At 64.7% G+C, this 26,961-nt stretch carries 26 protein-coding genes and 1 tRNA gene; 14 read left to right on the top strand and 13 right to left on the bottom strand.

The window, feature by feature from the left end; genetic code table 11:
* Window positions 1-99: 99 nt before the first annotated feature.
* Both FYJ91_RS02255 and FYJ91_RS02250 read right to left on the bottom strand, forming a co-directional pair.
* Window positions 100-948, bottom strand: a complete 849-nt coding sequence (locus FYJ91_RS02255) for a 23S rRNA (adenine(2030)-N(6))-methyltransferase RlmJ (protein ID WP_149520648.1) — start codon at window positions 946-948, stop codon at window positions 100-102.
* 6 nt (window positions 949-954) lie between these two features.
* Window positions 955-1,551, bottom strand: a complete 597-nt coding sequence (locus FYJ91_RS02250; RefSeq protein WP_149521299.1) for a pseudouridine synthase — start codon at window positions 1,549-1,551, stop codon at window positions 955-957.
* Window positions 1,552-1,797: 246 nt separating this feature from the next.
* On the opposite strand from FYJ91_RS02250, the gene FYJ91_RS02245 reads away from it, so the two are divergent.
* Window positions 1,798-3,015 (top strand): MFS transporter, encoded by a 1,218-nt coding sequence (locus FYJ91_RS02245; RefSeq protein ID WP_149520647.1) that lies wholly within the window; start codon window positions 1,798-1,800, stop codon window positions 3,013-3,015.
* Window positions 3,016-3,018: 3 nt separating this feature from the next.
* Here FYJ91_RS02245 and FYJ91_RS02240 read toward each other — a convergent pair whose 3' ends face one another.
* The 6 genes from FYJ91_RS02240 to FYJ91_RS02215 all read right to left on the bottom strand — a co-directional run bounded on the left by FYJ91_RS02240 (window position 3,019) and on the right by FYJ91_RS02215 (window position 8,169).
* On the bottom strand, window positions 3,019-3,891 hold the full coding sequence (locus tag FYJ91_RS02240) for a hypothetical protein (RefSeq protein ID WP_149520646.1): 873 nt from the start codon (window positions 3,889-3,891) through the stop codon (window positions 3,019-3,021).
* Between the two features lie 154 nt (window positions 3,892-4,045).
* The gene (gene coaBC / locus FYJ91_RS02235) at window positions 4,046-5,263 is read right to left on the bottom strand and encodes a bifunctional phosphopantothenoylcysteine decarboxylase/phosphopantothenate--cysteine ligase CoaBC (RefSeq protein WP_149520645.1); all 1,218 of its coding nucleotides are present in this window, start codon (window positions 5,261-5,263) and stop codon (window positions 4,046-4,048) included.
* Window positions 5,260-5,607 carry a HepT-like ribonuclease domain-containing protein gene (locus tag FYJ91_RS02230; protein ID WP_149520644.1) on the bottom strand — a complete coding sequence of 116 codons (348 nt, stop codon included), beginning with the start codon at window positions 5,605-5,607 and terminating at the stop codon, window positions 5,260-5,262. Before FYJ91_RS02230 ends, coaBC begins: the two co-directional genes overlap by 4 nt.
* Window positions 5,608-5,904 (bottom strand): nucleotidyltransferase family protein, encoded by a 297-nt coding sequence (locus FYJ91_RS02225; protein ID WP_149520643.1) that lies wholly within the window; start codon window positions 5,902-5,904, stop codon window positions 5,608-5,610. It abuts the gene before it with no gap.
* 4 nt (window positions 5,905-5,908) lie between these two features.
* On the bottom strand, window positions 5,909-7,441 hold the full coding sequence (gene ubiB, locus FYJ91_RS02220; RefSeq protein ID WP_149520642.1) for a 2-polyprenylphenol 6-hydroxylase: 1,533 nt from the start codon (window positions 7,439-7,441) through the stop codon (window positions 5,909-5,911).
* Window positions 7,438-8,169, bottom strand: a complete 732-nt coding sequence (locus FYJ91_RS02215) for a class I SAM-dependent methyltransferase (protein ID WP_149520641.1) — start codon at window positions 8,167-8,169, stop codon at window positions 7,438-7,440. The genes ubiB and FYJ91_RS02215 overlap by 4 nt, the downstream gene beginning before the upstream one ends.
* Window positions 8,170-8,351: 182 nt before the next feature.
* Between FYJ91_RS02215 and mutM the strand changes: the two genes are divergently transcribed.
* The 6 genes from mutM (at window position 8,352) to FYJ91_RS02185 (ending at window position 13,614) form a co-directional block, all read left to right on the top strand.
* Complete coding sequence (mutM, locus tag FYJ91_RS02210; RefSeq protein WP_149520640.1) at window positions 8,352-9,164, top strand: bifunctional DNA-formamidopyrimidine glycosylase/DNA-(apurinic or apyrimidinic site) lyase; 813 nt, start codon at window positions 8,352-8,354, stop codon at window positions 9,162-9,164.
* Between the two features lie 102 nt (window positions 9,165-9,266).
* Window positions 9,267-9,530 (top strand): 30S ribosomal protein S20, encoded by a 264-nt coding sequence (rpsT, locus tag FYJ91_RS02205; RefSeq protein ID WP_149520639.1) that lies wholly within the window; start codon window positions 9,267-9,269, stop codon window positions 9,528-9,530.
* Between the two features lie 463 nt (window positions 9,531-9,993).
* Window positions 9,994-11,376, top strand: coding sequence for a chromosomal replication initiator protein DnaA (gene dnaA, locus FYJ91_RS02200; protein ID WP_149521298.1), 1,383 nt, complete (start codon window positions 9,994-9,996; stop codon window positions 11,374-11,376).
* Between the two features lie 101 nt (window positions 11,377-11,477).
* Window positions 11,478-11,562 (top strand) — tRNA-Leu (locus FYJ91_RS02195).
* A 64-nt stretch (window positions 11,563-11,626) separates the two neighbouring features.
* The gene (gene tig / locus FYJ91_RS02190; protein WP_149520638.1) at window positions 11,627-13,279 is read left to right on the top strand and encodes a trigger factor; all 1,653 of its coding nucleotides are present in this window, start codon (window positions 11,627-11,629) and stop codon (window positions 13,277-13,279) included.
* A gap of 122 nt (window positions 13,280-13,401) precedes the next feature.
* Complete coding sequence (locus FYJ91_RS02185; protein ID WP_149520637.1) at window positions 13,402-13,614, top strand: hypothetical protein; 213 nt, start codon at window positions 13,402-13,404, stop codon at window positions 13,612-13,614.
* Here FYJ91_RS02185 and FYJ91_RS02180 read toward each other — a convergent pair.
* Complete coding sequence (locus tag FYJ91_RS02180; RefSeq protein WP_149520636.1) at window positions 13,611-14,945, bottom strand: hypothetical protein; 1,335 nt, start codon at window positions 14,943-14,945, stop codon at window positions 13,611-13,613. The two genes, FYJ91_RS02185 and FYJ91_RS02180, sit on opposite strands and share 4 nt — an antisense overlap.
* 243 nt (window positions 14,946-15,188) lie before the next feature.
* Between FYJ91_RS02180 and clpP the strand changes: the two genes are divergently transcribed.
* From clpP to FYJ91_RS02150, 6 genes are all read left to right on the top strand, one after another.
* Window positions 15,189-15,845, top strand: coding sequence for an ATP-dependent Clp endopeptidase proteolytic subunit ClpP (clpP, locus tag FYJ91_RS02175; protein ID WP_149520635.1), 657 nt, complete (start codon window positions 15,189-15,191; stop codon window positions 15,843-15,845).
* Between the two features lie 234 nt (window positions 15,846-16,079).
* Window positions 16,080-17,171 (top strand): hypothetical protein, encoded by a 1,092-nt coding sequence (locus FYJ91_RS02170; protein ID WP_149520634.1) that lies wholly within the window; start codon window positions 16,080-16,082, stop codon window positions 17,169-17,171.
* Window positions 17,144-17,506 (top strand): hypothetical protein, encoded by a 363-nt coding sequence (locus FYJ91_RS02165; RefSeq protein WP_149520633.1) that lies wholly within the window; start codon window positions 17,144-17,146, stop codon window positions 17,504-17,506. Before FYJ91_RS02170 ends, FYJ91_RS02165 begins: the two co-directional genes overlap by 28 nt.
* Before the next feature lie 33 nt (window positions 17,507-17,539).
* On the top strand, window positions 17,540-19,213 hold the full coding sequence (locus tag FYJ91_RS02160) for a 6-pyruvoyl-tetrahydropterin synthase-related protein (RefSeq protein WP_149520632.1): 1,674 nt from the start codon (window positions 17,540-17,542) through the stop codon (window positions 19,211-19,213).
* A gap of 140 nt (window positions 19,214-19,353) precedes the next feature.
* Window positions 19,354-20,625: an ATP-dependent Clp protease ATP-binding subunit ClpX gene (gene clpX / locus FYJ91_RS02155; RefSeq protein ID WP_149520631.1), complete on the top strand. Its 1,272-nt coding sequence runs from the start codon at window positions 19,354-19,356 to the stop codon at window positions 20,623-20,625.
* A gap of 231 nt (window positions 20,626-20,856) precedes the next feature.
* Window positions 20,857-21,318 (top strand): RNA polymerase sigma factor, encoded by a 462-nt coding sequence (locus tag FYJ91_RS02150; protein WP_149520630.1) that lies wholly within the window; start codon window positions 20,857-20,859, stop codon window positions 21,316-21,318.
* Window positions 21,319-21,447: 129 nt separating this feature from the next.
* Here the strand turns inward: FYJ91_RS02150 and opgC are convergent, their stop codons facing one another.
* Window positions 21,448-22,569 (bottom strand): OpgC domain-containing protein, encoded by a 1,122-nt coding sequence (gene opgC / locus FYJ91_RS02145; RefSeq protein WP_149520629.1) that lies wholly within the window; start codon window positions 22,567-22,569, stop codon window positions 21,448-21,450.
* An 87-nt stretch (window positions 22,570-22,656) separates the two neighbouring features.
* On the opposite strand from opgC, the gene FYJ91_RS02140 reads away from it, so the two are divergent.
* Entirely contained in the window at window positions 22,657-24,432 is a 1,776-nt protein-coding gene (locus FYJ91_RS02140; RefSeq protein WP_149520628.1) for an ABC transporter transmembrane domain-containing protein, read from the top strand.
* Here FYJ91_RS02140 and FYJ91_RS02135 read toward each other — a convergent pair.
* The 3 genes from FYJ91_RS02135 to FYJ91_RS02125 are packed head-to-tail and all read right to left on the bottom strand — an operon-like array spanning window position 24,429 to window position 26,895.
* On the bottom strand, window positions 24,429-24,764 hold the full coding sequence (locus tag FYJ91_RS02135) for a 2Fe-2S iron-sulfur cluster-binding protein (RefSeq protein ID WP_149520627.1): 336 nt from the start codon (window positions 24,762-24,764) through the stop codon (window positions 24,429-24,431). The genes FYJ91_RS02140 and FYJ91_RS02135 overlap by 4 nt on opposite strands.
* The gene (locus tag FYJ91_RS02130) at window positions 24,761-25,861 is read right to left on the bottom strand and encodes a cysteine desulfurase family protein (RefSeq protein WP_149520626.1); all 1,101 of its coding nucleotides are present in this window, start codon (window positions 25,859-25,861) and stop codon (window positions 24,761-24,763) included. The genes FYJ91_RS02135 and FYJ91_RS02130 overlap by 4 nt, the downstream gene beginning before the upstream one ends.
* Complete coding sequence (locus FYJ91_RS02125) at window positions 25,858-26,895, bottom strand: cysteine desulfurase family protein (protein WP_149521297.1); 1,038 nt, start codon at window positions 26,893-26,895, stop codon at window positions 25,858-25,860. The genes FYJ91_RS02130 and FYJ91_RS02125 overlap by 4 nt, the downstream gene beginning before the upstream one ends.
* Window positions 26,896-26,961: the final 66 nt, after the last annotated feature.

Genomic DNA, 26,961 nt, shown 5'->3' with positions numbered 1-26,961 from the left:
ATTTGTTCTTTTCTGTCAATGTTAAATGTTGCGGCGGCTTTGCGGCTTACTACTGGTCATCCCACAGCAGCCGGCAGCCGAGGCGACCGACATTGGGACTTAGCTGCCGGTCCGATCGACTTCGCCCAACCAACCGCTCGTGATCTCGCCCCTATGCCCTTCTGGCGCCAGCGCGGCGCGGAGAGCTTCCAACAGAGGCGGCAGCGCCTGCGTGAAGGCATATGGCGGGTTGACGATGAACAGACCCGCGCCGTTGTAGATACCCGGCTGAACGCTATCGTACAGCCAATGCTCCACGCCCATGAACTTAGGGATGCCAAGCCTGCGTAACTGCGCCTTCCACTGCCGATGCGTGGCGCGGTCTTTCAGCGGATACCAGATCACCGTCACGCCATGCGCCCATTTGCGGTAAGCGGCGGCGAGGGTGGCTGTGATGCGGGCGCGTTCGTCTGTCTGCTCGTACGGCGGATCGACAACCACCACGCCGCGCCCGGTGCGGGTCGGGACCATAGCCAGCCAAAGCTCGTAGGCGTCGCGCTCATGCACGGCAGCTTGTGTGCCGCGCATCGCGTCGCGCAGGGCACTGGCATCCTCGGGATGCTTTTCATTGAGGATCAGGATGTCCTGCGGGCGCAGAAGCTGCGCCAGGATGCGCGGTGAGCCGGGGTAGAGGTGCTGCTCGGTCCCGGCATTTACCGCCTGCACGGCGGCGCGGTAGTCGTTCAGCAACGGGCTCGGATCGGCAAAGGTCCGCAGCACGCCCTGCGTGGCCTCGCCAGTGCGTTGGGCCTGGTCGCCGTCAAGGTCGTAGAGCCCGCAACCGGAATGGGTATCGATCAGGGTCAGCGCGCCCTGTTTGAGCTGCAAGGCCCGGACGAGGGCGATCAACAGGCTATGCTTCACGACATCGGCGCTGTTGCCAGCATGGAAGGAATGGCGATAATTCATTGGAAATCAAAACCCTGCCGATTTGGCTTTGTACGAACCGCTGGCATCCTCGGCCAGACCCGAGAACTCCTCGAACTGGCCCGGCGCGATCCCGGCGACAGTCCAGTCGCCGATCGACCAGCGCACCAGCCGAAGGGTGGGCAAGCCGACCGCCGCCGTCATTCGGCGCACTTGCCGGTTGCGCCCTTCACGGATGGTGATTTTTAGCCAGCTGTCGGGGATCAGCTTGCGCTGGCGGATCGGCGGATCGCGCGGCCACAGGTCGGGCTCGTCAATGCGAGCAACATCGGACGGCAGGGTCATGCCATCCTTGAGGCGGACGCCCTTCCGCAATTGCTCGAGTTCCAGCTCCTGCGGATCGCCTTCAACCTGCACAAAGTAGGTCTTTGGCAGCTTGAAGCGCGGATCGGCAATTCGCGCCTGCAGCCGCCCATCATCGCACAGCAACAGCAGGCCCTCACTATCCCGATCAAGCCTACCGGCGGGATAGACGCCCTTCACCGCAATGTAGTCCGACAATGTCGACCGAGCTGCTGGCGATCCGCGGTCGGTGAATTGCGACAAGACCCCAAAGGGTTTGTTGAACAGGAGCAGTCGGGCCATCGCGGGTTCATATCGTTCGATTGCGGCGATGTCTTCAGGCGAAGCAATCCAGGCCTGCACGAGAAGCTCGCGACTATCTCCTGTGCGGGCCTGGATTGCCGCGTCTCCTGCGGCTCCTCGCAATGACGAGGAATGGGGCGGTTGCGGTTGCGGTTGCATACGCCGCCCGACCGACCCATATCGCCGACATAGAGCGCCGAAGCGCCGATCCTCGGGAGAGGAGCCCATCGTCTCCGAGGAATCCCGATGTCCACCGCCGCCCCGCCGATCAACCTCGACACGCGCGTCGAAAGCCCGCCGCATGGCGTGGGCTTTGCCGAATTCGCGCTGGCGCTGGGCGGGTTCGCGCTGGGAACGGGCGAGTTTGCGTCGATGGGGCTGCTGCCCAATGTCGCGCGTGACATCCACGTCTCGGTGCCCGTCGCCGGCCATATGATCAGCGCCTATGCGTTGGGGGTGGTGATCGGTGCGCCGTTGCTCGCCGCGGCCTTCGCGCGGAGCGGGCGGCGGGCGATGCTGGTCGGGCTGATGGGCTTCTTCGCGATCGCCAATCTGCTGTGCGCGGTGGCATCCAGTTATGGACTGGTGGTAGCGGCGCGGTTCCTGGCGGGGCTGCCGCATGGCGCCTATTTCGGGATTGCATCGATCGTCGCCGCGTCGCTGGTGCCGCCCAACAAACGCGCGCAGGCGGTGGCGCGGATGATGCTGGGGCTGAGCAGCGCCAATGTCGTCGGCGTCCCCTTTGCGACGTGGGTGGGGCAGATGGCGGGGTGGCGCGCGGCGTTCGTGGTGGTGGCGGTGATCGGGCTGGCGACCGCGATCCTGTGCCGTATCGCGCTGCGCCCGATGCCCGCGCCCGAGGGAGCGAGCCCGCTGACCGAGCTGAGCGCGCTGGCACGCGGGCAGGTGTGGCTGACGCTGGGCATCGCGGCGATCGGCTTCGGTGGCGTGTTTGCGGTATACAGCTATATCACGCCGATGCTGGTGTTCGTGACCGGGATGACCGAGGCGGCGGTGCCGCCGATCCTGTCGGTGATCGGCGTCGGCATGGTCGCGGGCAGCCTGTTCGGTGGCTGGCTGGCCGACAAGGGGGTGATGCGCGCGGTGGCGATCACATTGTCGCTTAACGTCGTGGTGCTGGCTCTGGTCGCGGTCACCGTGCACAATGTGGCGGCGGTGACGGTGAACATGTTCTTCATGGGTTTTGCCGCGCTGTCGATCGGGCCGGCGCTGCAGACGCGGCTGATGGACGTAGCGCAGGATGCGCAGGCGCTGGCCGCCGCGCTCAACCACAGCGCGTTCAACTTCGCCAATGCGCTGGGCGCGTGGCTGGGCGGGGTCGCGATCGCGGCGGGGATGGGGTGGACATCGACCGGGCCGATCGGCGCGCTGCTGGCGCTGGGCGGGCTGGCGATCTGGTTCGTCGCGTGGCGAAGCGGCGGCCCGAAGACCGCCGCCCGCTAAGTCTTACTCCGCCGCCTGTGCGTATTCAGGGCGGGGATCCTCGCTGAGCGCGGTTGTGTGCGCCCAGACGCCCGATGGCTGGACGTTCTTGATACCGAACTCCTCGCGGATGTCGGTGACCTGCCAGTCGAGATAGTCGCGGAACGGGACGATGAAGAGCGGGTGCTTCCACGAACGGCCCATCGCGGCGCCGACATCCTCATAATCCTGCATCTGTGCCGCGCTCTCCGGATAGAAGAGGCCCGACTTCATGATCGTCTTGGCGCGCAGATAGCTCTGCGTGCGGAACATGTAGTTGGCGAGCTCGGGCGTGAAATATTTGTAGATCGCACGGCTGTTCGCGGTGAGCAGGGCGAGCTCGCCGCCGTGATCGGTTTCGAAGCCGGTGATCATATGCTCGATATCGTGGGTGTGGACACGTTCCTTGCGGTAGAATTCCAGATCGGTCTCCACCTTCATGCCCTTGTAGAAATGGTCGATATCGTAGCCGCTGTTCGCCAGGAAATCATAGATCACCGCGCGCAGCGTGCCGGGTGCTGCGCCCTTGCATTCCTCGGCGGTGAAGTTCGATTGCTTGCGCTCGGTAAGCCATTTGCGGAATTCAGGAAGGCGCTTCTTCTCCTCTTCGAACAGCTGTTCGATGCGGGGATAATCCTCCATCTGATTCATGATCTGAACCACGTTGGGGATGAAGGCGGTGTTGGGCAGATCGGGCCCGTTCCGGCGCAGCATCTCCTGCGCGATCAGCTCGCGAAGCTGGCCGTTGTTGAGATACGGCGACGAGCTGATCAGGATCGAGCTGTTCGTCGTCGGCGCCTCTGCAGTGCCGTTATAATAAGCGAAATCGGCCGCTGTGGCCTTCAATTTGTCGTTCATGCCGAGCTCCTCTCCCAAGGCAGTCTGCCGAGTCGACGGCGCATTTCCGCGCCGATCGGGACCGGCGGGAATTACTTTTACCATCTACGAGAATTGTCGAACGGGTTTCAGAAAAGTCAAACCCTATTCGACGACCTGCGGCCTGGCGGAGGTGTCAGACCAGTTCGTCGGCGATCCGGGCGGCGAGGCGGCGGGCGACATCGGCCTTGGGAAGCCGTTCCCAGCTTTCGACGCCGTCGCGGGTGACGATGTGGATCGTGTTGGTGTCGCCGCCCATTACGTCGCCCGAGACATCATTGGCGACGATCCAGTCGGAGCCCTTGCGTTCGCGCTTGGCGACGGCGTGGTCGACGACCTTCTCGGTTTCCGCCGCAAAGCCGATCAGCAGGCGGGGGCGTTTGTCGCTGGCGCCGAGGCCGGCAAGGATGTCCGGGTTTTCGACCAGCGACAACGCGGGTGGGGCGCCGGTGCCGTCCTTCTTGATCTTCTGGTCCGCATTGGTGTCGACCCGCCAGTCGGCGACGGCGGCGACCATCACCGCTACATCGGCGGGAAGCGCGGCATCGACCGCGGCCGCCATCTGCCGCGCGGTTTCGACATCGACGCGGTTCACCCCGGCGGGGGCGGGGAGCCCGGTTGGGCCGGAGACGAGCGTCACCCGCGCGCCGAGCTTCGCCAGCGCCTCGGCGATCGCATAGCCCTGCTTCCCCGACGATCGGTTGGCGATGTAGCGGACCGGATCGATCGGCTCGTGGGTGGGGCCAGCGGTGACGAGGATGTGCCGGCCCGCCAAGACGCCGGGTGTCTCGACTTCGCTCGACACGAACGGATCGGAGGAAATGAGGCGCTGGATCGCGTCCCAGATCACCGGAGGTTCGGGCAGGCGGCCCGGCCCATATTCGCCGCAGGCCATCGGTCCCTCATCGGGATCGAGCACGGTGACGCCGTCGGCCTTCAGCGTCGCGACATTGCGCTGGGTGGCGGGGTGCAGCCACATCCGCACGTTCATCGCGGGCACCGCCAGCACGGGCTTGTCGGTGGCGAGGAGAAGCGTGGTCGCCATGTCGTCGGCGATCCCGGCGGCCATTTTCGCCATCAGATCGGCGGTGGCGGGGCAGACGACGACCAGGTTGGCCTCGCGGCTCAACTGGATATGCCCCATCTCGGTTTCGTTCTTGAGATCCCAGAGGCTGGTGTGGACTTCGTTCTCGCTCAATGCCGCGAGCGTCATCGGCGTCACGAAATGCTGCGCGCCCTCGGTCAGCACGCAGCGCACCGACCCGCCGCCCTTGCGGATCAACCGCACTAGCTCGCACGCTTTATAGGCCGCGATCCCGCCGCCGACGATCAGGAGGATGCGAGGAGAGGTCATTTGAGAAGACGCTCCAGTTCAATCTGGCAAAGCCGTTTAATCGGATCGAGCTCGGTCTGGACAACGTTCCAGATCAAGGGGGCGATGATCGTGCCGTAGCTATGCGCAATGACATTGCGCATCTGCACCATGCGCTTCCATTCGACTTCGGGGTAGCGATCACGGATGTCGGCGGAGAGCTTGCGCCCTTCCTCACCAATATGGCCAACCCGAAACGCGGCAAGATCGACCTCGTCCTGATCTGCCTCGAACTGAGCGAGACTGAGCGGCTTCGTGCGGCGTTCCAGGTGGGCGATCAGTTCGAGCATCGTTTCGAGAGGGTCGACATTGCGGTCTGCGGCCATTCAGAACACCTTGACCATTTCGGGTACCACTCTGTCCCGAATGCGAGGCCGTAGGCCGCGCCGTTCGACGAGGTCCACTGGCGCAGACAGATAATCCTCGAGACGATCCTTGATGCCGATGAAATCGAGCAAGCTGAGTTGCCTGATTCCAGCGAGATCACACAGCAAGTCGATATCGGATGTCGCCTTTGCTTCGTTCCGTCCGGTCGACCCGAACAGATACAGCGCATCGACCCCCGCCGAGCGCAATTCGCGCTCATGCGGGCGAAGGCGGGCAAGGGCTTCGTCGCGGGTCATGCGCTCAAGATAATATGAGCGTGGCTCCAGCGCCAGCCAGCCCCGCAAGCAGCGCGACGGCCAGGTAGCGCCAGCCGGCGCCAATGCGGACGATCTGCACCTCGCGCAGCGGCGGGGGAGGGGGGGCGGCTCCCGGTGCCGGGAAGCGTTCCTCGATGCGGCGGACGAGATCGGGGAGTTTGGCGAGGGTGCGGACGTCGTCGACGATGCGGTCGGCCAGCCATGCCTCGGGACCGAGTTCGCCGCGCATCCAGTCCTTCACGAACGGGCCGGCCGTTTCCCACATGTTGAGATCGGGATCGAGCGCGGTCGCGACGCCCTCCACCATCACCATCGTCTTTTGCAGCAGCAGCAGGTGCGGCTGGGTCTGCATGTCGAAATCGCGGGTGATCGCGAACAGGCCGTCGAGCATCTGACCGACCGAGATGTCCTTGACCGCAAGACCACGGATCGGTTCGCCCACGGCGCGCAGCGCGGTCGTGAACTCGGCGACATTGTGGTGCGGGGGAACATAGCCCGCCTCGAAATGGATTTCGGCGACGCGACGGTAATTGCCGGTGATCAGGCCGTGGATGATCTCGGCCAGCCACATGCGCGCGCGTCGATCGATCCGGCCCATGATGCCGAAGTCGATGACGCCGATCTTGCCGTCGGGCAGCGCGAACAGATTGCCCTGGTGAAGATCGGCGTGGAAGAAGCCGTCGCTGATCGCCTGGCGCAGGAAGGCGAGGACGAGCCGGTTGGCGAGCGCGCGGCGATCGTGACCGGCCAGGGTGAGCGCGGCGGTGTCGGACAGCTTGACGCCGTCCATCCACTCCATCGTCATCACCTTGCGCGCGCTGCGGGCCCAATCGATCCCGGGCACGACGAAGCCGGGGATCGCTTCCATATTCTCGGCGAGTTCGGACGCCGAGGCGGCTTCGCGGCGCAGGTCGAGCTCGCGCGCGGTCCACTGCCGGAAGGTGGCGATGACGAGGCGGGGGCGCAGACGCGCCAATTCTCCGCCGAGCGCCTCGGCATGGGCGGCGGCCCATTCGTAGGTTTCGAGCGCCTTGGCGAACTCTTCCTCGACGCCGGGGCGCAGCACCTTGACCGCGACCTTGCGGCCGTCGGTGGTAACGGCACGGTGCACCTGCGCGATCGAAGCGGCGCCCACCGGCTCCTGTTCGAAACTGGCGAACAGAGCCTCGATCGGCTGGCCGAGGCTTGCTTCGACCGCAGCGCGAATCGGTGCGAACGGGATGGGGGGCAGGGCGTCCTGCAGGCGGAACAGTTCGGCGGCTGCCTCCTCGCCCACCAGGTCGGGGCGGGTGGCTAGTGCCTGCCCGAACTTGATCGCGGCAGGGCCGAGCGCTTCGAATGCGGCGGCGTAATTGGGCTTGGCGGGCACCCGCGCGCCGAAGCGGGCAAGCTTCATCAGCCGGCGCGCGGGCGCGGGCGTCAGCGGATCGCGCTCAAGCCCGCGCAGCGCGCCGTGGCGGGCGAGGGTGCGGCCCCACTTGAGCAGCCGCCAGACGTGGACGACGGCTGCGGTCAAATCTTCCAGCCGCTATGAATGGCGACGAGGCCGCCGAGCATCGGCTCGACCTTGGTCTGGACGAAGCCGGCGGCGGAGATTTCGGCGCGGAACTCGTCCATCGGCGGGAAACGGCGGATCGATTCGATCAGGTAACGATAGCTTTCCTCGTCACCCGCCAGCGCCTTGCCGACCTTGGGAACGAGCTTGTGCGAATAAGCGTCGTACACTTCCTTGAAGCCGGGCCAGAGCGTGGTCGAGAATTCGAGGCAGAAGAAGCGCCCGCCGCGTTTGAGCACGCGATGGGCCTCGGCCAGCGCCTTTGCGCGATAGGTGACGTTCCGGATGCCGAAGGCGATGGTGTACGCATCGAAGGCGCGATCGTCGAAGCTGAGGGTCTCGGCATTCTGCTCCGACCAGATCAGGCCCTCTATGCCCTTCTTCTGCGCGCGCTCCATACCGACTTCGAGCATCGCGCCGTTGATGTCGCTCACCGTCACCTGCGAGCCCGACTTTGCGAGGCGGAAGGCGATGTCGCCGGTGCCGCCCGCCATGTCGAGGATGGTTTCGCCCTCGCGCGGCTTCACGCGGCGTACGAAGCGATCCTTCCAAAGCCGGTGCATACCAGCCGACATCGCGTCGTTCATGATGTCGTAGCGGCGCGCCACACTGCGAAACACCTCGCCGACCTTCTCGGTCTTATCGGCGGGGGCGATATCGGTATAGCCGAAGGAAACGGTGTCGGTCATGGGGTGGCCTCTAGCCAAGGCTTGGCCGCGCGGCAAACCCAACCTACCTTCGCGCGACATCTCGTTTCCCTTCGTCATTGCGAGCGGAGCGAAGCAATCCATTCCGAAGCCTGGAGTGGATTGCTTCGTCGCCTCCGGCGCCTCGCAATGACGAGGGGGGGCGAAGGGCCAAAAGGATCGCAATGCCCGAGCTTCCCGAAGTCGAAACCACCGTGCGTGGGCTGGAGCCTGTGCTGGCCGGCCATCGCCTGACCCATGTCGAGACGCGCCGTGCCGACCTGCGCCGGCCGTTCCCCGTCGACCTGCGCCAGCGGCTGACGGGCGCGACCGTCACCAAGCTGGGGCGGCGCGCCAAATATGGGCTGATCGAAACCGATCGCGACGACGTGATGATCTTCCACCTCGGCATGTCGGGGCGCTGGCGGATCGATCCGGAGGAGATCGGCAAGCACGACCATCTGATTCTGGAAACCGATGCGGGGCACCGGCTTGCCTTGTGCGATCCGCGACGCTTTGGATCGGTCGACCTCATAAGGCTGGACGCGTTGCCGGGTTTTGCGCCGTTTGCGGCGCTTGGCCCTGAACCGCTTGGCCCCGAGTTCAACGGCAAGATGCTCGCAAAGGCGCTCGATAGCCGGCTCGCGCCGATCAAGGCGCTGCTGCTCGACCAGCGGATCGTAGCCGGGCTGGGCAATATCTATGTGTGCGAGGCGCTGCACATGACGGGAATCGATCCTGCCACCCCTGGTGGCCGGATCGCCCGCAAGCGGCTGGATTCGCTGGTGGACGCGATTCGCGTGGTGCTCGCGGCTGCGATCCAGGCGGGGGGATCGACCCTGCGCGATTATGCGCGGCCCGACGGGCAACTCGGTTATTTCGCGAAGGAATGGCGCGTCTATGGGCGCGAAGGCGAGGCGTGCGGATGCGGGACGACGATCCTGCGGCGTGCGGATGGCGGAAGATCGACCTTCTATTGCCCGAAATGCCAGCGCTGATGGTTGACCGCATGGGGCCATCTGTGTATTGGCGCCACCTTCCCGGAGCGGGTCTTATGGTCCGTCGCCGTATCCGACATATTAGCTAGGGTTTGAACGAGCATGGCGAACACGCCGCAGGCAAAGAAGCGCATCCGTCGCAACGACCGTCGCGCCGACATCAATGGTGCGCGCATCAGCCGCATCCGCACCTTCGTGAAGAAGGTCGAGAGCGCGATCGCTGCTGGCGACAAGAGCGCGGCTGCGACTGCACTCGCCGCTGCTCAGCCCGAAATCTACCGCGGCGTTTCGAAGGGCGTGCTTCACAAGAATACTGTGTCGCGCAAGTTCTCGCGTCTGACGAAGGCGATCGCCGCTCTCGGCTGATCCTTTTTCCTATTACCAAATTATGGAAAGCCCGCTGGCGCAATCGTCAGCGGGCTTTTTTCGTCAAATGGTCACGAAACTGTAAGCTATGGAATTAGCTTGATTCGTTGATATGGTGGCAGCCAAGTCACTGAAAAATAGCCATTAAAATAAATGTTACGGTCAAAGGCCCGGCTTTGTTGAGTCAAGCGGGTTTATTTCACTTTGGCGAACATTGATGGCCTTGATCGCGGTTTCGCGATCTCCTTACTGTGTGTTCTCCGGTGCGGGTGATTCTCCCCACTGGGCAATATCGAGAGCGGTTTTCCAGGGTCTGTCGGGGCATGCCTCCCGGGCCTGGGGAGCTTTTTGCCCCGCGCATAGGGGCCCAACGGGGCGAAAAAGAAGGAGCGGGGGATTGGCGGAAGGGTTGGATCGGCCTGCCGATTGGGATCGGCGGGGCTTTGGCGAAAGCGCCGAGGGGATGGCTGTCGCCGACCCGATGGCGAGCGCCTGGGCCTCGGTTCGCGCCCATCTGCGGCGCGCGGTCGGCGCACGCACCTTCGACGGCTGGCTGAAGCAGCTCGCGCTCGGCGAATGCGATCCGGTGGCGGGCAGCGTACGCCTGGTCGCTCCCAGCGACTTCATGGCCAATTGGGTCAACACCCACTTCATCGACCATCTCCGCCAGGCATGGCGCGCGACCCTGCCGCAGATCGTCGACGTCGCGATCGTGGCGGGCATGGTGGCGACGATCGTCGAAGACGCGCAGTTCGCTGCCGAGCCGGTCGTGGAGACGCCCGTCGAGGCCGCTCCCGCGGTCGTCGATGCCGGCGCAGGCCGCAGCTCGCAGTTCGAGCCACGCTACAGTTTCGACACGTTCGTCGTCGGCAAGGCCAACGAGGTGGCGTATAACGCAGCCAAGACGCTGGCCGAGGGCGGTCCGCTCGCGTTCAACCCGCTGTTCCTCCATGGCGGCACGGGCTTGGGCAAGACGCATCTGATGCATGCGATCGGGCAGGAATATCTCGCCCGCCATCCGAACGCGCACGTTCTGTATATGTCGGCCGAAAAGTTCATGTTCGAGTTCGTCTCGGCCATGCGCGCGAAGGACACGTTCAGCTTCAAGCAGCGTCTGCGTTCGGCCGACGTGCTTATGATCGACGACGTCCAGTTCATCGCCGGCAAGGAATCGACCCAGGAAGAATTCTTCCACACGATGAACGAGCTGATCTCGGCCGGCCGCCGTCTGGTTATCAGCGCCGATCGCAGCCCGCAGAACCTCGACGGGATCGAAAGCCGGATCCTGTCGCGCCTGAGCTGGGGCCTGGTCGCCGACGTCAATCCGGCCGATTTCGAACTGCGGCTCAACATACTGAGCCGCAAGCTCGAAGCGATGCCGAACGCGACCGTGCCGCATGAAGTGGTGATGTTCCTGGCCAAGCGCATCAGCGCGAACGTCCGTGAACTCGAAGGCGCGCTCAACCGCGTGGTCGCCTATGCCAATCTGTCGGGCAAGACGGTCGACATCGATTTCACGCAGGAAGTCCTTGCCGATATCCTGCGCGCCAACCAGCGCCGCGTGACGATCGATGAGATCCAGCGTCGCGTGTGCGATCATTATCGCATCCGCCAGGCCGAGATGTCGTCGGCGCGCCGCGCGCGTGAAGTCGCCCGCCCTCGCCAGGTGGCGATGTATCTCGCAAAGCAGTTGACCCCGCGATCGCTGCCCGAAATCGGCCGTCGCTTCGGCGGTCGCGACCACACCACCGTGATCCATGCGGTGCGTCAGATCGAGAAGCTGCGTCAGACCGATGCGGAGCTCGATGCGGACGTTCGCCTGCTGATCCGCCAGCTGGAAGGCTGACGCCTTTCTGCAATACGATTGACCACCCCGGTCCGGTGGGGTAAGCGCGCCACCCGAACCGTGGGATGGGTCTCTGCTCCCTACGGGCCACGGGCTGACAAGCGGGCGTGGCGGAACTGGTAGACGCAGCAGGTTTAGGTCCTGCCATCGCAAGATGTGGGGGTTCGAGTCCCTTCGCCCGCACCAGCTTCGCCTTTGTCCCGAATGCCGGCCCGATCGCCAGATTTTTCGAGATAGAGGTTCAACCCCGATGCAGACTGTCGAGACGCTCAACGAGGGCCTGAAGCGCGCCTATAAGGTCACCATCCCTGCCAACGACGTCGCCAAGCGCGTCGAGGCGGAGATCAAGTCGATCGCGCCGCAGATCAAAATGCCCGGCTTCCGCCCCGGCAAGGTTCCGACGAACCTGGTCAAGAAGATGCACGGTGCGTCGATCGAGCAGGACGTGCTGCAGAAGGCCGTTCAGGACGGCATCCAGACCCTCCTGGTCGAGCAGAAGCTGCGCCCGGCCGTCCAGCCGTCGGTCGAGCTGGAAGAAGGCTATGAGAGCGGCAAGGATGTCGAGCTGAAGGTCGCGCTCGAAGTGCTGCCGGACGTGCCGGCCCCGTCGATCGACGGACTGACGCTTGAGCGCCTGACCGTCGACGCGGCCGATGCCGAGATCGACGCCGCGCTCGCCCGCATCGCCGGCCAGCAGAAGCAGTTCGCCGACGCGCTCGAAGGCCACCCCGCCGTCGAAGGCGATCTGGTCGTGATGGACTTCGCCGGCAAGGTCGACGGCGTCGCCTTCGAAGGCGGCACCGGTGAGGGCATGTCGATCGAACTCGGTTCGGGTCGCCTGATCCCGGGCTTCGAAGAGCAGCTCGAAGGCGTCAAGAATGGCGAAGAGCGCACGCTCAACGTCACCTTCCCGGCCGACTATCCGGAGAAGAAGCTCGCCGGCAAGGCCGCGACCTTCGACGTCAAGGTCACCGACATCCGCATCCCCAAGGAAGCGGTTGCCGACGAAGAATTTGCCAAGTCGCTGGGCCTCGACGGCCTCGAGACGCTTCGCAATCTCGTCAAGGGCCAGGTCGAGCAGGAGCTTAACGGCCTCACCCGCACCCACATGAAGCGCAAGCTGCTCGATCAGCTGGCCGAGTCGCACAGCTTCGACGTGCCGCCGTCGATGGTGGAAGCCGAATTCGAGCAGATCTGGGCGCAGCTCGAGCATGAAGCCGGCCACGAAGCCGATCCGGAGGCCGCTCGCGCCGAAATGGAGAAGGATCGCGACGATTATCGCGCGATCGCCGAGCGTCGCGTCCGCCTGGGCCTGCTGCTGTCGGAAATCGGCCAGCAGAACAATGTCCAGATCAGCGAGCAGGAAATGCAGCGCCTGATCATGCAGGCCGCCGGTCAGTACGGCCCCAAGGATCGCGACCGCTTCATCCAGTACGTCCAGCAGGATCCGATGGCCGCCGCGCAGCTCCGCGCGCCGCTCTATGAGGACAAGGTCGTCGACTTCCTGTTCGAAAAGGCGACCGTCACCGACCGCGCCGTTTCGCGCGAGGAGCTGGAAACCGCGATCGAGGCCGACGATGACAGCATCGGTAAGGGCCACGTCCATGGTCCGGATTGCGGCCACGACCATGATCACGATCATGGCCATGTTCACGGCCCCGATTGCGATCACGATCACGACGTGAAGCCGGCCGCCAAGAAGGCCGCGCCGAAGAAGGCCGCCGCCAAGAAGGCTGAAGCACCGGCCGAGACGACCGAAGCCGAAGCTGCTCCGGCGCCGAAGAAGAAGGCCCCGGCCAAGAAGGCGGAAGCCGCTCCGGCTGAAGAAACTGCCGAGGCAGCGCCGAAGAAGGCACCGGCCAAGAAGGCTCCTGCGAAGAAGGCCCCTGCCAAGGACGCCTGATCGTCGGCATGATGATTTGAGAAAGGCCGCGGGGGCGATTCCGCGGCCTTTTTCTGTGATCGCGGAACCGCCGCTTGGCACATGCGTCTCTGCGTCGAAACGGTTTCGAAACGGAGCGAAGCATGGCGTTGAGCACGGCTTTGGGTGCATTGATCGGCAGCGCGATCGACGGCGCGGATGGTGAGGATACGACTGCGGATGGCGCGATCATCGGTGCGGCGACCGCAACGGTCGTGCGCGTGCTGGTGCCGGTTATCTTCACCTATGCGGTTGGCTGGGCAGTCCTGAAGGGGCTCGATACTGCCAAGGACAAAGTGTTCGGCGACAAAGTTTAAGTCGACCGCCGCTTCATTGCGCCATAAGCGAACAGGCCGAACCCGCTCGCTATCGTCCAGACGAAGATGCGGTCCATGAACCAGGCGTGCAGCACGATGTGCTGGCGCGTCGCCACTACCCAGACGAGCAAGGCGAGGTTCGAGCCCGCGAGCAGCCAGGCGGTCTGGCGCACACGGACGTCGGGATGAGGGCGCAGCACGAACAGCGCCCATAGCCCGCCCGCGACCCCCAGCGCCATCGCGAGCACCGGCAGCGGCCAGGCGCCGGGCGCGAGAGCGTCGAGATTCCAGAACAGTTCGCTGACGAAGCGGCCGAACGAGGCGTCGACCGGCTCCCCAGTTGTGGGGATGATCGCCATCCGCACCTCGGTCGATCGCGCGATCTGTGCGAGGGCGCCGGTGCCGAAGGTCGATGCGACCAGCGCGAGCTTGATCGCGATCGTCGTGAGCACCGCAGCCCAGAAGGCGATCGTTGCGCTGGCAGCGGCCATGACGGGGCTCGTCTTGGCTTTGGCCCGCAAAGCGAGCGCCGTGCCACCGATGACGAGCGCGGTGCCGAGCGGCAGGCCGCCGCTCAGGAATTCGAAGTCGATCGTGAGCGCGCCGAACAAAGCGGCACCGGCGAGGAGCAGCCACAGCCGCGCGCCGCCTGCAAGGTTCGCCAGCGCCAAAGCCAGTATCGCGCCGACGAATACGATGTCAGCAGGCCCATGGCTGAGTGACTGACCGAATGCCTCGATCCCGAAAAACCGCGCGAAGGCGATGAACGCCGCGAACCAGACGAGCCCACTCGCCGCCCGCCTGCGTCGCAACGCGACCGTCAGCATCGCGATGCTGATGCCCAGAACGAGCAGGCGGATTTCGGTTTTCTTGTAGAGTTCGCGGATGTCGGCGACGGAATGATCGGGCAGCAGATAGCGCGTTAGCGTGGTGTGGCCGTGGAGATAGCGATTGTAGAAGGCTACGGGAGGCGTCGGCCCGCCGCGTTCGGCAAAGGCATGGAGCTTGGCGCACATACCGCCGGGCATGTCGGTCCAGATGATCGGGCTGACGGTCAATTGCGCCGTCGTGCCGCGCTGGTCGATCGCTTGCAGCAGGGTGAGGCAGTCGTTGAACTGATGATGGCCGATATCGGTGTTGCCGGGTAGCCAGTCCCTGTCCTGCAGGTCCCCGCTCGCGAAAGCGGCGCGGATACGCGCAGTGTCGTCGTGGCCCAGGCTCATGCGGTTGGCGAGGCACAAGAGGGCGAAGGCGAGCAGGCCCATCGCGAAGCCGATGCCCAGCGCCCCGAGGATCGGACGGCGAATGCGGGCGAGGGCGGGGCGGTTCATGCCGTAACGATAGCGGGGTGCGGCAACCTTTCAATCCTCCCCCGGAGGGGGAGGGGGACCGGCGCAGACGGTGGAGGGGTAGCTCTCCGCGGGAGCATCGCTGCCGGCCAATACTCCTCCGTCATGCCTGCGGCATGCCACCTTCCCGGCCGGGGGAGGATTTGAGGTGAGCGAGCCCCCTTGAAGTCCCCCCAACAAACGCCGATGTTGGCCTTCACCTAAGAGGGCAAAGCGAGACACCCCATGCAGAATCCTTTCGAGACCGGCCAGTTCATGAATCCCGAGACAGGTGCGCTGGTCCCCGTGGTCATCGAGCAGTCGAACCGCGGCGAACGTAGCTTCGACATCTACTCGCGCCTCCTGCGCGAGCGCATCATCTTCGTGACCGGCCAGGTCGAGGACCATATGGCCTCGCTGATCACCGCCCAGTTGCTCTTCCTCGAGTCCGAGAACCCGAAGAAGGACATCTTCATGTACATCAACTCGCCGGGTGGCGTGGTCACCGCGGGTCTCGCGATCCACGATACCATGCAATATATCCGTCCGCGCGTGGGCACGGTCTGCATCGGTCAGGCGGCATCGATGGGCAGCTTCCTGCTCTCGGCGGGTGAAAAGGGCATGCGCGTCGCGCTGACCAACAGCCGCATCATGATCCATCAGCCGTCGGGCGGTGCGCAGGGTATGGCGGCCGATATCGAGATCCAGGCCAAGGAAATCCTGCGGATGCGCCACCGCCTCAACTCGCTCTACGCCAAATATACCGGCAAGGAGATCGAGGAGATCGAGCGCGCGATGGATCGCGACAAGTTCCTCGAGGCCGACGAAGCCAAGGCGTTTGGCCTGATCGACGAAGTCTTCGACAAGCGCCCGTCCCCGGCCGACGAGGCGATCGCAGCCTGACCGTTAGGACGCGGTTCTTCCATCATAATCGCGCTTTAGAGGCGGCGAACCCCGACGGGTTCGCCGCCTTTTTCGTTATCGCGATTGGTTCATGTTCGTGAGGGCCATGAACAACGCGATATTATTTGCCAGTATTAGACTTCGAGATTGCATCGATCGGCGGCGCGCTTCAAACAAATATGCAGGGATTCGTGGGACTTTCTCGAAGCCTATTGGGTTGGGGGAGAAGCTGGAATGGGCGATATTGGCGCGGGCGGGCGTGTATCTGAGGATCGAACTTCGGCGGCTAAAAAAGGACGTGACCTTTTCGATCGCCTCCCGGAAAGTTCCGTCAGCTATGCATTGATAGCGTTCGCCAGTATCGCGGTTATCAGCAGTTTTGCGATGGCTTACCCCGGGGTGATGACAGAAGACAGCTTCAACCAGTATAAAGAGGCTGTTTCAGGCCAGTATAAAGACTGGTTTCCGCCGATAATGGCGCGACTATGGTCTATATTTCTTGTATTTACGCCAGTTGGCAGTGCCTTTTTCGTTCTGCACATGGCATGTTATTGGGGTGGCCTCTATCTGATCGCCGATCGGCTGCGCGACATGGGGCATCGCGGCATGGCCTTCGCGACCCTGGCGATCGGGATAGTGCCGTCCCAGTGGGTGACGAGCCTGTTCATCTGGAAGGACGTGGGCATGGCGGTGACGGCGCTTGCCGCCTTCGCCATCCTGTTCCGGGCGCGATCGAAGGGGAGGTCCATGCCGAAATGGCAGGGCGTGATCGTCGCGACCCTGCTGGCTTATTCGGTGATGGTTCGAGCCAATGGGCCATTCGCCGCGATTCCTGTGATCTTCTATGCCTTTCATGCGCCGATTGCCCGTCGCCCGATCCTGACTGCTACACTGGGTCTGGTCGCCATCGTTTTTGCAGTGGGAATAGCGACGCCGATAAACCGCCATGTCTTTGCGGCGAAAGATGCCGGCGGACGCTTCGCGCTCCTGATTTACGATATGGTGGGGACCGCGCATTTCGCCCGCGACACGGCGGTGTTCGACAAGATGGGCGGCGCCAGCCTGGCGGCGGTCGATCGCTGCTACACGCCTCAACTCGGTGACGGGATCGCCCATTCCAAATGTCAGGACGAGGTCGGAACCCGCAGTCCGGGCGCAGTGGGCGTGGCGAAATTCGTTCTGCGCCACCCTCTGGCCTATGCCCAGCACCGACTTCTCCACTGGTGCCGTGGGGGCGTTGGCACAATTATTACAAGATCGATTATTTCCCCGATCAGATGCGGCTTGGCCCGCAATATATGTTGTTGCAGTGGCACGGGATTCTGACGTCGGTTCCGTTGCTGGCGCCGGGGCTGTACCTCGTCCTGGCACTCGGACTGATCCCGATGGCGGGGCGGCTTGCGCGCCAGGGCAATGCGTTTGCGGAAGGGGCGCTCGTGATGGCGATCGCGTCGGCAAGCTATGCCCTGAGCTTCACTCTGCTGGGGATCGCCGCGCTCGCCCGGTACCAGTTTTTCACGCTGCTGGCCGCGCTGTTGGCGCTTGTGCTTTACATCTGCGCGCGGCGCGGCTTTGTCGGTCTCAGCCGTGGGGAACGGGCGCTGATCGCCATCGAAGGCGTGCTGCTCCTCGTGATCATCATTAGCCGCGTCGCTCTCTAACCGGGCGGCGTTGCCCGAACGACGAAGGCAGGGATGGACAGCCGCCGATCGACTCTCCTGATCTGCGCGTTGAGCGTCCTGTTGATGGCTCCCGCCTTGATCGACCCGGCGGCGATGACGGGCGACAGCTATATCGCCTATCGCTGGCAGGGGTATTTTGCTGAGGCGTTCTGGCGGGGCGATCTGTGGCCGCGCTGGCTGCCCGATCTGAATTTCGGATCAGGAAGCCCGGTCTTCTTCATCTATCCGCCGCTCAGCCAGTGGCTACCGGCGTTGCTTGATCCGATCCTGCCGGGGCCGGCGTGGTCGGGGAGCCGTGTGGTCGTGATCCTCCTGATCGCGCGTGTCGTGGGCGGGTTGGGCGTGCTGCGCTGGCTGCGCGCGATGGGCGTCAGCCCGAAGGGCGCACTGCTCGGCGCCGCAATCTATCTGCTGCTACCCTATCACGCCTTCATGGACACTTATCAGCGCGCGGCGTGCGCCGAACTGGTGGGGATGGCTGTGCTGCCGTGGGGGCTGCGCTATGCCCATGCGATCCGGGCAGTGGAGCGGAGCGGGTGGGCCGGGTTCGCGATCAGCATCGCGGCCCTGCTCTACAGCCACGCCCCGACCGCCTTGTTCGGCGCGCCGTTCCTGTGCCTCTATGCCGTTGCGCTGGCCGATCGCGGCAATGCGCTGCGGATCTGGGTGACGACCGCGCTCGCGGCTGCGCTCGGAATCGGGCTTGCCGCCGCCTATCTGGGGCCGGCGCTGACCCAGGTCGATCTGATCAACGGGCGGCATCTGTTCAACGGCATCTACAAGCCGACCAACTATCTGTTCTTTTCGGCCGCGCGCTGGCCCGATCCGGGGATCGAGGGCGCGGCTTTGATCTGCCTGGGCATCCACGTGCTCATGCTGGGCGTGCTGGCGGCGATCACATGGCGCACGAAGCCCGTGGATGGCCGAGCGCGGTTGTTCCTGCTGGTGGCTTTCGCCATCGTGCTGATCCTGATGACCGACGTTGCGCGCCCGCTATGGCGCGAGGATCTGCCCTGGGCGCGGATCCAGTTCGCGTGGCGGATGCTGACGCTCCACACGCTGATCCTCGCCGGTCTGGGCGGGATGGCCTGGGATGCGGCGGGGCAGGGACGGCGGGCGAAGCGCGGATATGTGTTGCTGCTGGCGCTCGTCCCGGCGTTGTTCGTCGCCGACGCGGGCATGCTCGGCATCCGCGTGTGGCGCGCGGCGCAACGGACCGAGAACTGGCCGCCAGCCTATCTCAAGGATTATCGTCGCGACGTGAACGAATATTGGGTGGGCGACTTCGAACATGCCCGCCGCTTCGGCCCCGATCGCGTTATCACGGTGGACCGGGCGACCGAGGTCGCCGTCCTGCAGTGGAAGAGCCGCGCGATCACTTTGGTGGCCGACGCTCCGGTGACGACTCGGATAATCGTTCGCCAATGGGTCTATTCGGGTTGGGAGATGCGGGTCGACGGAGGGGCGTGGCGGCCCACAGAGCGCCTTCCCGCGCCCGACAATTATGTCGTCGCACCAGTTCCGGCGGGACGGCACCGAGTCGAAATCATCATGCCGGCGCTGCCTGCAGAGCGCATCGGCGCGGGCATAAGCTGGGTATCGCTGGCGCTTTTGCTGGCATTGTTGGCGGCAGGCCGCATCGCCTCGCGTGGTGCCCTTGTGCGGAACCGTGGCGGCTCCATATAGTTCGAACGGGGTGGGCATGTTCATGCCAGAGATGTCAGGATCAAACCCCTACCGCCGATTTCCCGGTTGCGGGGGCGGTAAGCCGGGGTTTAGGATACCCCTTTATGGAAGGCCGGTGTGTTGGCCGATAGGATGAGAGCATGACGAAACTGACCGGCGGCGACTCGAAGAGCACCCTCTACTGCTCCTTCTGCGGGAAATCGCAGCACGAGGTTCGCAAGCTGATCGCCGGGCCGACCGTGTTCATCTGCGATGAGTGCGTCGAACTGTGCAACGATATCATCCGCGAAGAGACCAAGGGCGCACTCATCTCCAAGAAGGATGGTGGCGTCCCGACCCCGCACGATATTTGCGGGCATCTCGATCAATATGTGATCGGGCAGGCGAAGGCGAAGCGCGTCCTCTCGGTCGCGGTTCACAACCATTACAAGCGGCTCGATCACGGCGCGAAGGGCGCCGATGTCGAACTCGCCAAGTCGAACATCCTGCTCGTCGGCCCGACGGGTTCGGGCAAGACCCTGCTCGCGCAGACGATGGCCCGCCTGCTCGACGTGCCGTTCACGATGGCCGACGCGACCACGCTCACCGAAGCGGGCTATGTCGGCGAGGATGTCGAGAACATCATCCTCAAGCTGCTCCAGGCGTCGGACTACAACGTCGAGCGTGCGCAGCGCGGCATCGTCTATATCGACGAAATCGACAAGATCAGCCGCAAGGCCGACAATCCTTCGATCACGCGCGACGTTTCGGGCGAAGGCGTGCAGCAGGCGCTGCTCAAGCTGATGGAAGGCACGACCGCCAGCGTTCCCCCGCAGGGTGGGCGCAAGCATCCGCAGCAGGAATTCCTGCAGGTCGACACGACGAACATCCTGTTCATCTGCGGCGGCGCGTTTGCGGGCCTCGAAAAGATCATCGGCGATCGCCTGCAGGGCAAATCGATCGGCTTCGGCGCTTATGTCGCAGCACCTGAAGAGCGCCGCACCGGCGAGACGCTGCAGCAGTGCGAGCCGGAAGATCTGCTCAAGTTCGGCCTGATCCCCGAATTCGTCGGTCGTCTGCCCGTCATCGCGACGCTGATGGATCTGGACGAGACCGCATTGGTCAAGATCCTGGTCGAGCCGAAGAACGCGCTGGTGAAGCAGTATCAGAAGCTGTTCGACATGGAGGGCGTGAAGCTCAGCTTCACCGACGACGCCATGATCGCGGTGGCCAAGAAGGCGATTACCCGCAAGACCGGTGCGCGCGGCCTGCGATCGATCCTCGAAGGGCTGTTGCTCGACACGATGTTCGATCTGCCGTCGATGGACGGTGTCGAGGAGATCGTCGTCGACAAGGACGTGGTCGAAGGCCGCAAGGAACCGGTCCGCGTCTTCTCCAAGAAGGGTAAGGAAAAGGCTGGCGACGCCGCCTGATTCTGCGCTTATTCGTCATTGCGAGCGTAGCGAAGCAATCTACTCCGATCGTGAGTGGGTTGCTTCGTCGTTTTCAGCGCCTCGCAATGAAGAGGAAGGTAGTGGACAGCCCCTTGGAAAGATGATTTCTTTCTTATCGATAAAAAGAATGTTCGGGGGAGGATCGATTCCGGCTTTGGGGGCGGGGTGGATCCAGGGGTTTCCAAGATTGAATGGTTCACGCGGGACGTGATGCCGCATGCCGTCGTGCTGCGGCGGCGGGTGCGATCAAGCGTGCGCAGCGATGATGATGCCGACGATGTGGTGGCGGAGGCGATGGCACGCGCCTTTTCGGTCGAGGATTGGGGCGGCGTCGGCAACGGCAAACATTATCTGTTCCGGGTCGCGCGCAACATCCTGATCGACGAGGGGCGGCGCGGGGCGATCGCATCGTTCGAGCCGATCGTCGACATGGACGCGGTCCAGCCCTCCGCCAGCCCCGAACCGATGCTCGCCGCGCGCGATGAGCTTCGTCAGATCGAACGGTTCGTGGCGACCTTGCCCGCGCAGAGCCGCCGCGCGTTCGTGATGCGCCGGATCGAGGAGCGGACGCCGGGCGAGGTCGCCGAGGCGATGGGGCTGTCGATTTCTACGGTCGAGAAGCATCTGGCGCGTGCGATGATGCTGCTCACGCGCGAACTGGCGGCAACCTAACGTCAATCCTCCCCCGCCAGGGGGAGGTGGCGCCGAAGGCGACGGAGGGGGAGGGCTGCGACCAACTCCCGATCATCGCATCCTCCCCCTCCGTCAGCTGCGCTGACACCTCCCCCTGGCGGGGGAGGATCAGGAAGCGCGCGCCTTCCAGCGGGCGTAGCCGTTCGCGACGAGGCCCAATACCGCCACACTGCCAATGCACAGGGCGATATAGGCGCCGTGCGTGCGGGCATGCTCGATCCAGATATAACCGGCAGCATAGCTGATCGCGACGCAGGCGACGAAGGTCTGGAGCGAGTTCGATCCGATGATCGCCACCTGTCGGAACAACCAGAAGCGGCCCAGCCGCGGCCACATCCAGAACAGTGTCAGGATCGCCCAGATCACCGACAATGCGTGAGCGGTGCGGACCGGGCCGACGCGGATCTTGCTGACGAAATCGATGCGGAAGCCGTACCACGTCTGGGCAAGGAACAGCACGGTCAGCCCCGCGAACAGCGCCCAGGCGGCGATCAGCAGCCACCAGTTGCCTTGCGTCTTCCGGCGCAGCCAATCGAGGATGCGCCAGCGCCCCGCCGCCATCGCGACGAAGAACAGGGCCTGCCACGAAGCCGGATTGAAGTTCCACAGCCAGTCGCCCACCGGCGATCCGCCCGGAATGTTGAAACGGATATGTTCGTGCGCATACCAATACAGGCCGACCGACGCGACGAGCGCGACGAAGGGCTGGAGCCGCAGCAGCAGGGCGAACAGCGGCGCCGTGGCCAGCAGCACGATATAGGTGACGAGGATTTCGAGGCAGTAGGGCTGGACGTAGAGCAGCAGGAACTCGACGTAGCTCCACGGTTCATGCTTGAAGAACCAGCTGTAGAAGCCCAGCCGCGCCAGATCGGGCGAGGCGAGGCACAAAGGGATCAGCGCCACGAACAGCGCCAGATTATAGACGTAGAGTTTACCCGCGCGCCGCCACACCTTGGCCGCGAAGCCGCCGAACGAGGGTTGTTTCACCTTCGCGAAATAGACGGCGCCGACCAGATAGCCCGACAGGACGAAGAATATCTCGGCCGCGCTGGAAAAACCCCACAGGGTGAGGGTGGGGAATTGCATGCCCACCAGCCCCATCCGGTCGGTGAAGCCGGTAATGTGGTTGATCGTGATCGTGATCAGCGCCAGCCCGCGCAGGACATCGATCGCCGTATCGCGTTCGCGCGGCGGGGTCGTGGGTGCGGTGAAGTTCTCGGAATGGCTCACTCTTTGGCGGCATTAGGGGCGGCGGACGCGCATCGCAATGGTTGCGCGCTTCTCGCCTTCGCGCGGGAGGGGTGCTAGTTCGCGCGCATGGCGAAAGACTCGGACGACAAGGCACCACGGGGGAAGATCGGCGAACTAAGGATGCTGTGGGGTTTTGCCCGCCGCTATCCGTTGCAGATCATGGCGGCGGCGCTGGGGCTGGTGGTGGCCGCCGGCTCGACCTTGGCCATCCCGCGCGGTTTCCAGATGGTGATCGACAAGGGATTCATCGCCTCGGGCGGCGATGTCGCGCCCTATTTCCGCTATCTGCTGCTGATCGTCGCGGTCATGGCGCTGGGTACGGCCTTCCGCTTCTATTTCGTGTCGTGGATCGGCGAGCGCGTCGTCGCCGACATCCGGATCGCGGTGCAGGCGAACCTGCTCCGCCTCGCGCCGCGCTTCTTCGAGGAGAATCGGCCGTCAGAGATCGCGTCGCGCCTGACGGCGGACACGGCGATCATCGAACAGGTGGTGGGCACCACCGTGTCGGTCACGCTGCGCAACATCGTGCTGGCGATCGGCTGCGTCCTGTATCTCTTCTCGATCGCGCCGAAGCTCGCGGCGATGCTGTTGATCGGCATTCCGCTGGTGTTGACGCCGGTGCTGGTGATGGGACGGCGGCTGCGCGGGCTTTCGCGTAGCAGCCAGGATCGGATCGCCGATGTTGGCGCGATGATCTCCGAAGTGCTGGGCGCGATGAAGATCGTCCAGGCTTTCGGCCAGGAAAAGCGCGAGGCCGAACGCTTCGGTGCGGTGGTCGCGTCGACCTTCGGCACCGCCAAGCGCCGCATCCTGATGCGCGCCTTCATGACCGCAGCGATCATGGGCCTGATCTTCGGGTCGATCACGATGGTGATGTGGCAGGGTGCGATCGACGTCGCAGCCGGGCGGCTGTCGGGTGGTTCGATCGCGGCGTTCATCATCACCGGCGGACTGATGGCGGGTGCGTTCGGCGCGCTGGCCGAGGCTTATGGCGATATGGTGCGCGGGGCGGGGGCGGCGATGCGCCTATCCGAACTGCTCCACGCCGAACCCGAAATCCACGCGCCCGCCATTCCGGTCGCACTGCCGGTACCGGCGGTCGGCACCCTGGCCTTCGATCACGTCACCTTCCGCTATCCGACGCGGCCTGAGGTCAAGGCGCTCGACGATTTTTCGCTGTCGATCGCGCCGGGCGAGATGGTGGCCGTGGTCGGGCCGTCGGGCGCAGGCAAATCGACGCTACTGCAGCTTGCGCAGCGCTTCTACGATCCCGAATCCGGCGCGCTTCGGCTCGATGGTGTCGCTTTGCCCGATGCCGATCCGGCCGAGATCCGTGCGCGCCTTGCGATCGTGCCGCAGGAAACGGTGATCTTTGGCGCCTCTGCGCGCGATAACCTCCGCTACGGCCGCTGGGATGCGAGCGAGGACGATATCTGGAAGGCCGCCGAGGCTGCCAACGCCGCCACCTTCCTGCGCGCCTTGCCCGAAGGGCTCGATACGTTCCTGGGTGAAGGTGGTGCGCGTCTGTCGGGTGGCCAGCGCCAGCGGCTCGCGATCGCGCGGGCCTTGCTACGCGATGCGCCGCTGCTGCTGCTCGACGAAGCGACCTCGGCGCTCGACGCCGAATCGGAGCGACTGGTGCAGGATGCGCTCGACCGGCTGATGGCGAATCGCACGACGATCGTCATCGCGCATCGTCTGGCGACCGTTCGTGCGGCCGATCGTATCATCGTGATGGATCAGGGCCGGATCGTCGAGGAAGGCACCCACGCTACGCTTACGGCGCACGAGGGCCTCTACGCCCGCCTCGCCCGGCTCCAGTTCAGCGATATGGCGGCTTAACGCCCCTGCATGTTCTTGACCCCGCCGGGCATACGCACGGTGAGGCTGTCGATCGCGTCGGTCAGTTCGATCTGGCAGGCGAGCCGCGAATAGCGGGTGACGTGGCTTGCGAGGTCGAGCAGGTCTTCCTCCATTTCGGAGGCGCGGGGGAGTTTGCCGAAATCCTCGGCCGCGATCAGGACGTGGCAGGTCGAACAGGCCATCTGGCCCTCGCATGTGCCTTCGAGCGGCTGACCATCATTCTGCGCGACTTCGAGCAGGCGATGGCCCGCTGGTGCATCGACCTCGGAGCGCTGCTCGCCATCGGCGGAAAGGAAGGTGACGCGGGTCATGCCGCCCACATAGCCTGACGCGCGGCGGCGTCGAGAATCAATCGGGCAGCCTCGTCGATCTCGGCTTCGGTGGTGTAGCGGCCGAAGCCCAGACGGATGCTGGCGCGGGCCTCTGCATCGGATAGACCGAGCGCCTTGAGGACGTGGCTCGGCCGCCCCGATCCGCTCGCGCACGCCGATCCGGACGAGAATGCGATGTCGCGCAATCCTGAGATCAGTCGTGCCGAATCAATGCCTTGCCGGCGAATGTTGAGATTGCCTTTGTAACGGCGATCGACCGACCCGTTGACCGTCCAGCCTTCGGCCAGCAACGGCGCGGACAACCGATCCCACAATGTCTCGACGTGCGCCATATCCTCATCGCGTCGCTCGGCCGCCAGTTTCGCTGCCGCCCCGAATCCCGCGCAGAGCATCGGCGCGAGGGTGCCCGATCGCAGCCCCTGCTCCTGCGCGCCGCCGTGAATCAGCGGGGCGAGCACGATCCCGTCGCGCACCCACAGGGCGCCTATCCCCTTGGGGCCGTGAATCTTGTGCGCGGAAAGGGCGATCAGATCGCAAAAATCCGGGATGTCGACGCGGCCATAGCCCTGCACCGCGTCGCAGACGAAAGCGGCGCCCGCGTGGTGCGCGAGTTCGGCCAGCGGCGCGAGATCATGCATCACCCCGATCTCGTTGTTGACCAGCATTGCCACGACCGCCGAAACGCCGGGCACGATCGCGCCCATCGCGGCCGGCATGTCGACCAGCCCGTCGGGCCCGACCGGCAGGACGGTGACGTTGCGTCCGCCCCAGGCCATCGCTTTCACCGTATCGAGTACCGCCGCATGTTCTGTAGTGATCGTTACAATATCGCCGGGCGGAAGTCCCTTGATCGCGAGGTTGAGGGCCTCGGTCGCCCCACTGGTCAAGATCGTGCGCCCTCCCGGCGGCAGCAGCGCCGCGACCTGTTCGCGCGCCACCTCGACCGCCGCCGCGGCTTCACGGCCGAGCCGATGCGCCGAATGCGGGTTGCCGAACCTGTCGTCGAGATAGGGGAGCATTGCCGCCTTCGCTTCGGGCGCGAGCGGGGTGGTCGCCTGATAATCGAGGTAGATCATGCGGCGCGGGTCCGCGTGTTTCGCGCGATCTTCGTCCATTCTGCGATGAAGCGATCGAGCTCGTCCGAGGTCGTCGACGGCCCGAAGCTGACCCGCACCACCTCGCGCGCGGCGGCCTCGTTCCATCCCATCGCGGCGAGGACGTGGCTGGACTTCAGGCTGCCCGACGAACAGGCGCTGCCCGCCGACACCGCAATTCCGGCCAGATCGAACTGGATCAGCTGCGCGGTCGCGGCGGCTCCCGGCATCCGATAGCTCGCGATCGTGGGGAGGCGAGAGGCGTTCCTCGCGACGACGATACCGCCCGCCGCCTCGATCGCGGTATCGAGCCGCGCGCGAAGCTCGGCCGCGCGGTCCATCCACGCTTCGCCTGCCTCCAGCGCCGCCGCGAAACCCAGCGCGGCGGGCAGGTTCTCGGTGCCCGCGCGATAGCCCTGTTCCTGCCCGCCGCTGGCCTCCAGCGCTGCGAGGTCGCGGATCAGCAGCGCGCCGATCCCCGGCGGGCCGCCCAGCTTGTGCGCCGACACCGCGACGAAATCAGCGTCGGGCAGTGCGATCTTGCCGGCGGCCTGCGCGGCATCGGCGAGCCAGAAATGACTGCTGACCGGGGGCTGAACCACGCCGGTTTCGTTGTTGACGACCTGCACCGCGATCAGCGGCCGATCACCGTGAATGGCGGCGAGATCGACGACACCATCGGCATCGACCGGCAGTATATCCGCGTCGGCGGCGGTCCGGCGCACCGCATCATGCTCGACCGCCGAGACGAAGCGCCGCCCCGCCTTTGCCCGGCCGAGCGCGATCGCCAGCGCCTCGCTGGCGCCGCTCGTGAAGATCAGTGCGCCGTCCCAGCCCAGCGCCGCCTTGATCCGCGCGCGCGCATCCTCCAGCGCGGCACGGGCCGCGCGACCTTCGGCATGGGGGGAGGAGGGATTGGCCCAGCGCGCCAGCCCGTCGGCCATCGCCGCGATCGCTTGCGGAAGCATCGGCGTGGTCGCGGCGTGATCGAGATAGATACGGTTCGACAGAAGCATTTCCAAAGATTGCGCAAAGCCAAGCCGTTTCTATATAGGCGGACGATCATTAGGACGCCATTCCCG

The organism is Sphingomonas montanisoli, assembly GCF_008274695.1.
In the GTDB taxonomy this organism is placed as follows: domain Bacteria; phylum Pseudomonadota; class Alphaproteobacteria; order Sphingomonadales; family Sphingomonadaceae; genus Rhizorhabdus; species Rhizorhabdus montanisoli.
The sequence above is the reverse complement of the archived record's forward strand: the minus strand, read 5'-3'. Positions and strand labels throughout refer to the sequence as shown.

Excerpts from the sequence above, each read along its gene's own strand:
- coaBC (WP_149520645.1), bottom strand. The coding sequence starts at position 5,263 with ATGACCTCTCCTCGCATCCTCCTGATCGTCGGCGGCGGGATCGCGGCC.
- FYJ91_RS02230 (WP_149520644.1), bottom strand. The coding sequence starts at position 5,607 with ATGGCCGCAGACCGCAATGTCGACCCTCTCGAAACGATGCTCGAACTG.
- FYJ91_RS02140 (WP_149520628.1), top strand. The coding sequence starts at position 22,657 with ATGGCGAAAGACTCGGACGACAAGGCACCACGGGGGAAGATCGGCGAA.
- FYJ91_RS02160 (WP_149520632.1), top strand. The coding sequence starts at position 17,540 with ATGGACAGCCGCCGATCGACTCTCCTGATCTGCGCGTTGAGCGTCCTG.
- FYJ91_RS02125 (WP_149521297.1), bottom strand. The coding sequence starts at position 26,895 with ATGCTTCTGTCGAACCGTATCTATCTCGATCACGCCGCGACCACGCCG.
- FYJ91_RS02170 (WP_149520634.1), top strand. The coding sequence starts at position 16,080 with ATGGGCGATATTGGCGCGGGCGGGCGTGTATCTGAGGATCGAACTTCG.
- FYJ91_RS02250 (WP_149521299.1), bottom strand. The coding sequence starts at position 1,551 with ATGGCCCGACTGCTCCTGTTCAACAAACCCTTTGGGGTCTTGTCGCAA.
- tig (WP_149520638.1), top strand. The coding sequence starts at position 11,627 with ATGCAGACTGTCGAGACGCTCAACGAGGGCCTGAAGCGCGCCTATAAG.
- rpsT (WP_149520639.1), top strand. The coding sequence starts at position 9,267 with ATGGCGAACACGCCGCAGGCAAAGAAGCGCATCCGTCGCAACGACCGT.
- FYJ91_RS02225 (WP_149520643.1), bottom strand. The coding sequence starts at position 5,904 with ATGACCCGCGACGAAGCCCTTGCCCGCCTTCGCCCGCATGAGCGCGAA.
- FYJ91_RS02255 (WP_149520648.1), bottom strand. The coding sequence starts at position 948 with ATGAATTATCGCCATTCCTTCCATGCTGGCAACAGCGCCGATGTCGTG.
- dnaA (WP_149521298.1), top strand. The coding sequence starts at position 9,994 with ATGGCTGTCGCCGACCCGATGGCGAGCGCCTGGGCCTCGGTTCGCGCC.
- FYJ91_RS02165 (WP_149520633.1), top strand. The coding sequence starts at position 17,144 with ATGTTGTTGCAGTGGCACGGGATTCTGACGTCGGTTCCGTTGCTGGCG.
- mutM (WP_149520640.1), top strand. The coding sequence starts at position 8,352 with ATGCCCGAGCTTCCCGAAGTCGAAACCACCGTGCGTGGGCTGGAGCCT.
- FYJ91_RS02180 (WP_149520636.1), bottom strand. The coding sequence starts at position 14,945 with ATGAACCGCCCCGCCCTCGCCCGCATTCGCCGTCCGATCCTCGGGGCG.
- clpP (WP_149520635.1), top strand. The coding sequence starts at position 15,189 with ATGCAGAATCCTTTCGAGACCGGCCAGTTCATGAATCCCGAGACAGGT.
- FYJ91_RS02245 (WP_149520647.1), top strand. The coding sequence starts at position 1,798 with ATGTCCACCGCCGCCCCGCCGATCAACCTCGACACGCGCGTCGAAAGC.
- clpX (WP_149520631.1), top strand. The coding sequence starts at position 19,354 with ATGACGAAACTGACCGGCGGCGACTCGAAGAGCACCCTCTACTGCTCC.
- FYJ91_RS02240 (WP_149520646.1), bottom strand. The coding sequence starts at position 3,891 with ATGAACGACAAATTGAAGGCCACAGCGGCCGATTTCGCTTATTATAAC.
- FYJ91_RS02185 (WP_149520637.1), top strand. The coding sequence starts at position 13,402 with ATGGCGTTGAGCACGGCTTTGGGTGCATTGATCGGCAGCGCGATCGAC.
- FYJ91_RS02215 (WP_149520641.1), bottom strand. The coding sequence starts at position 8,169 with ATGACCGACACCGTTTCCTTCGGCTATACCGATATCGCCCCCGCCGAT.
- FYJ91_RS02135 (WP_149520627.1), bottom strand. The coding sequence starts at position 24,764 with ATGACCCGCGTCACCTTCCTTTCCGCCGATGGCGAGCAGCGCTCCGAG.
- FYJ91_RS02150 (WP_149520630.1), top strand. The coding sequence starts at position 20,857 with ATGCCGCATGCCGTCGTGCTGCGGCGGCGGGTGCGATCAAGCGTGCGC.
- FYJ91_RS02130 (WP_149520626.1), bottom strand. The coding sequence starts at position 25,861 with ATGATCTACCTCGATTATCAGGCGACCACCCCGCTCGCGCCCGAAGCG.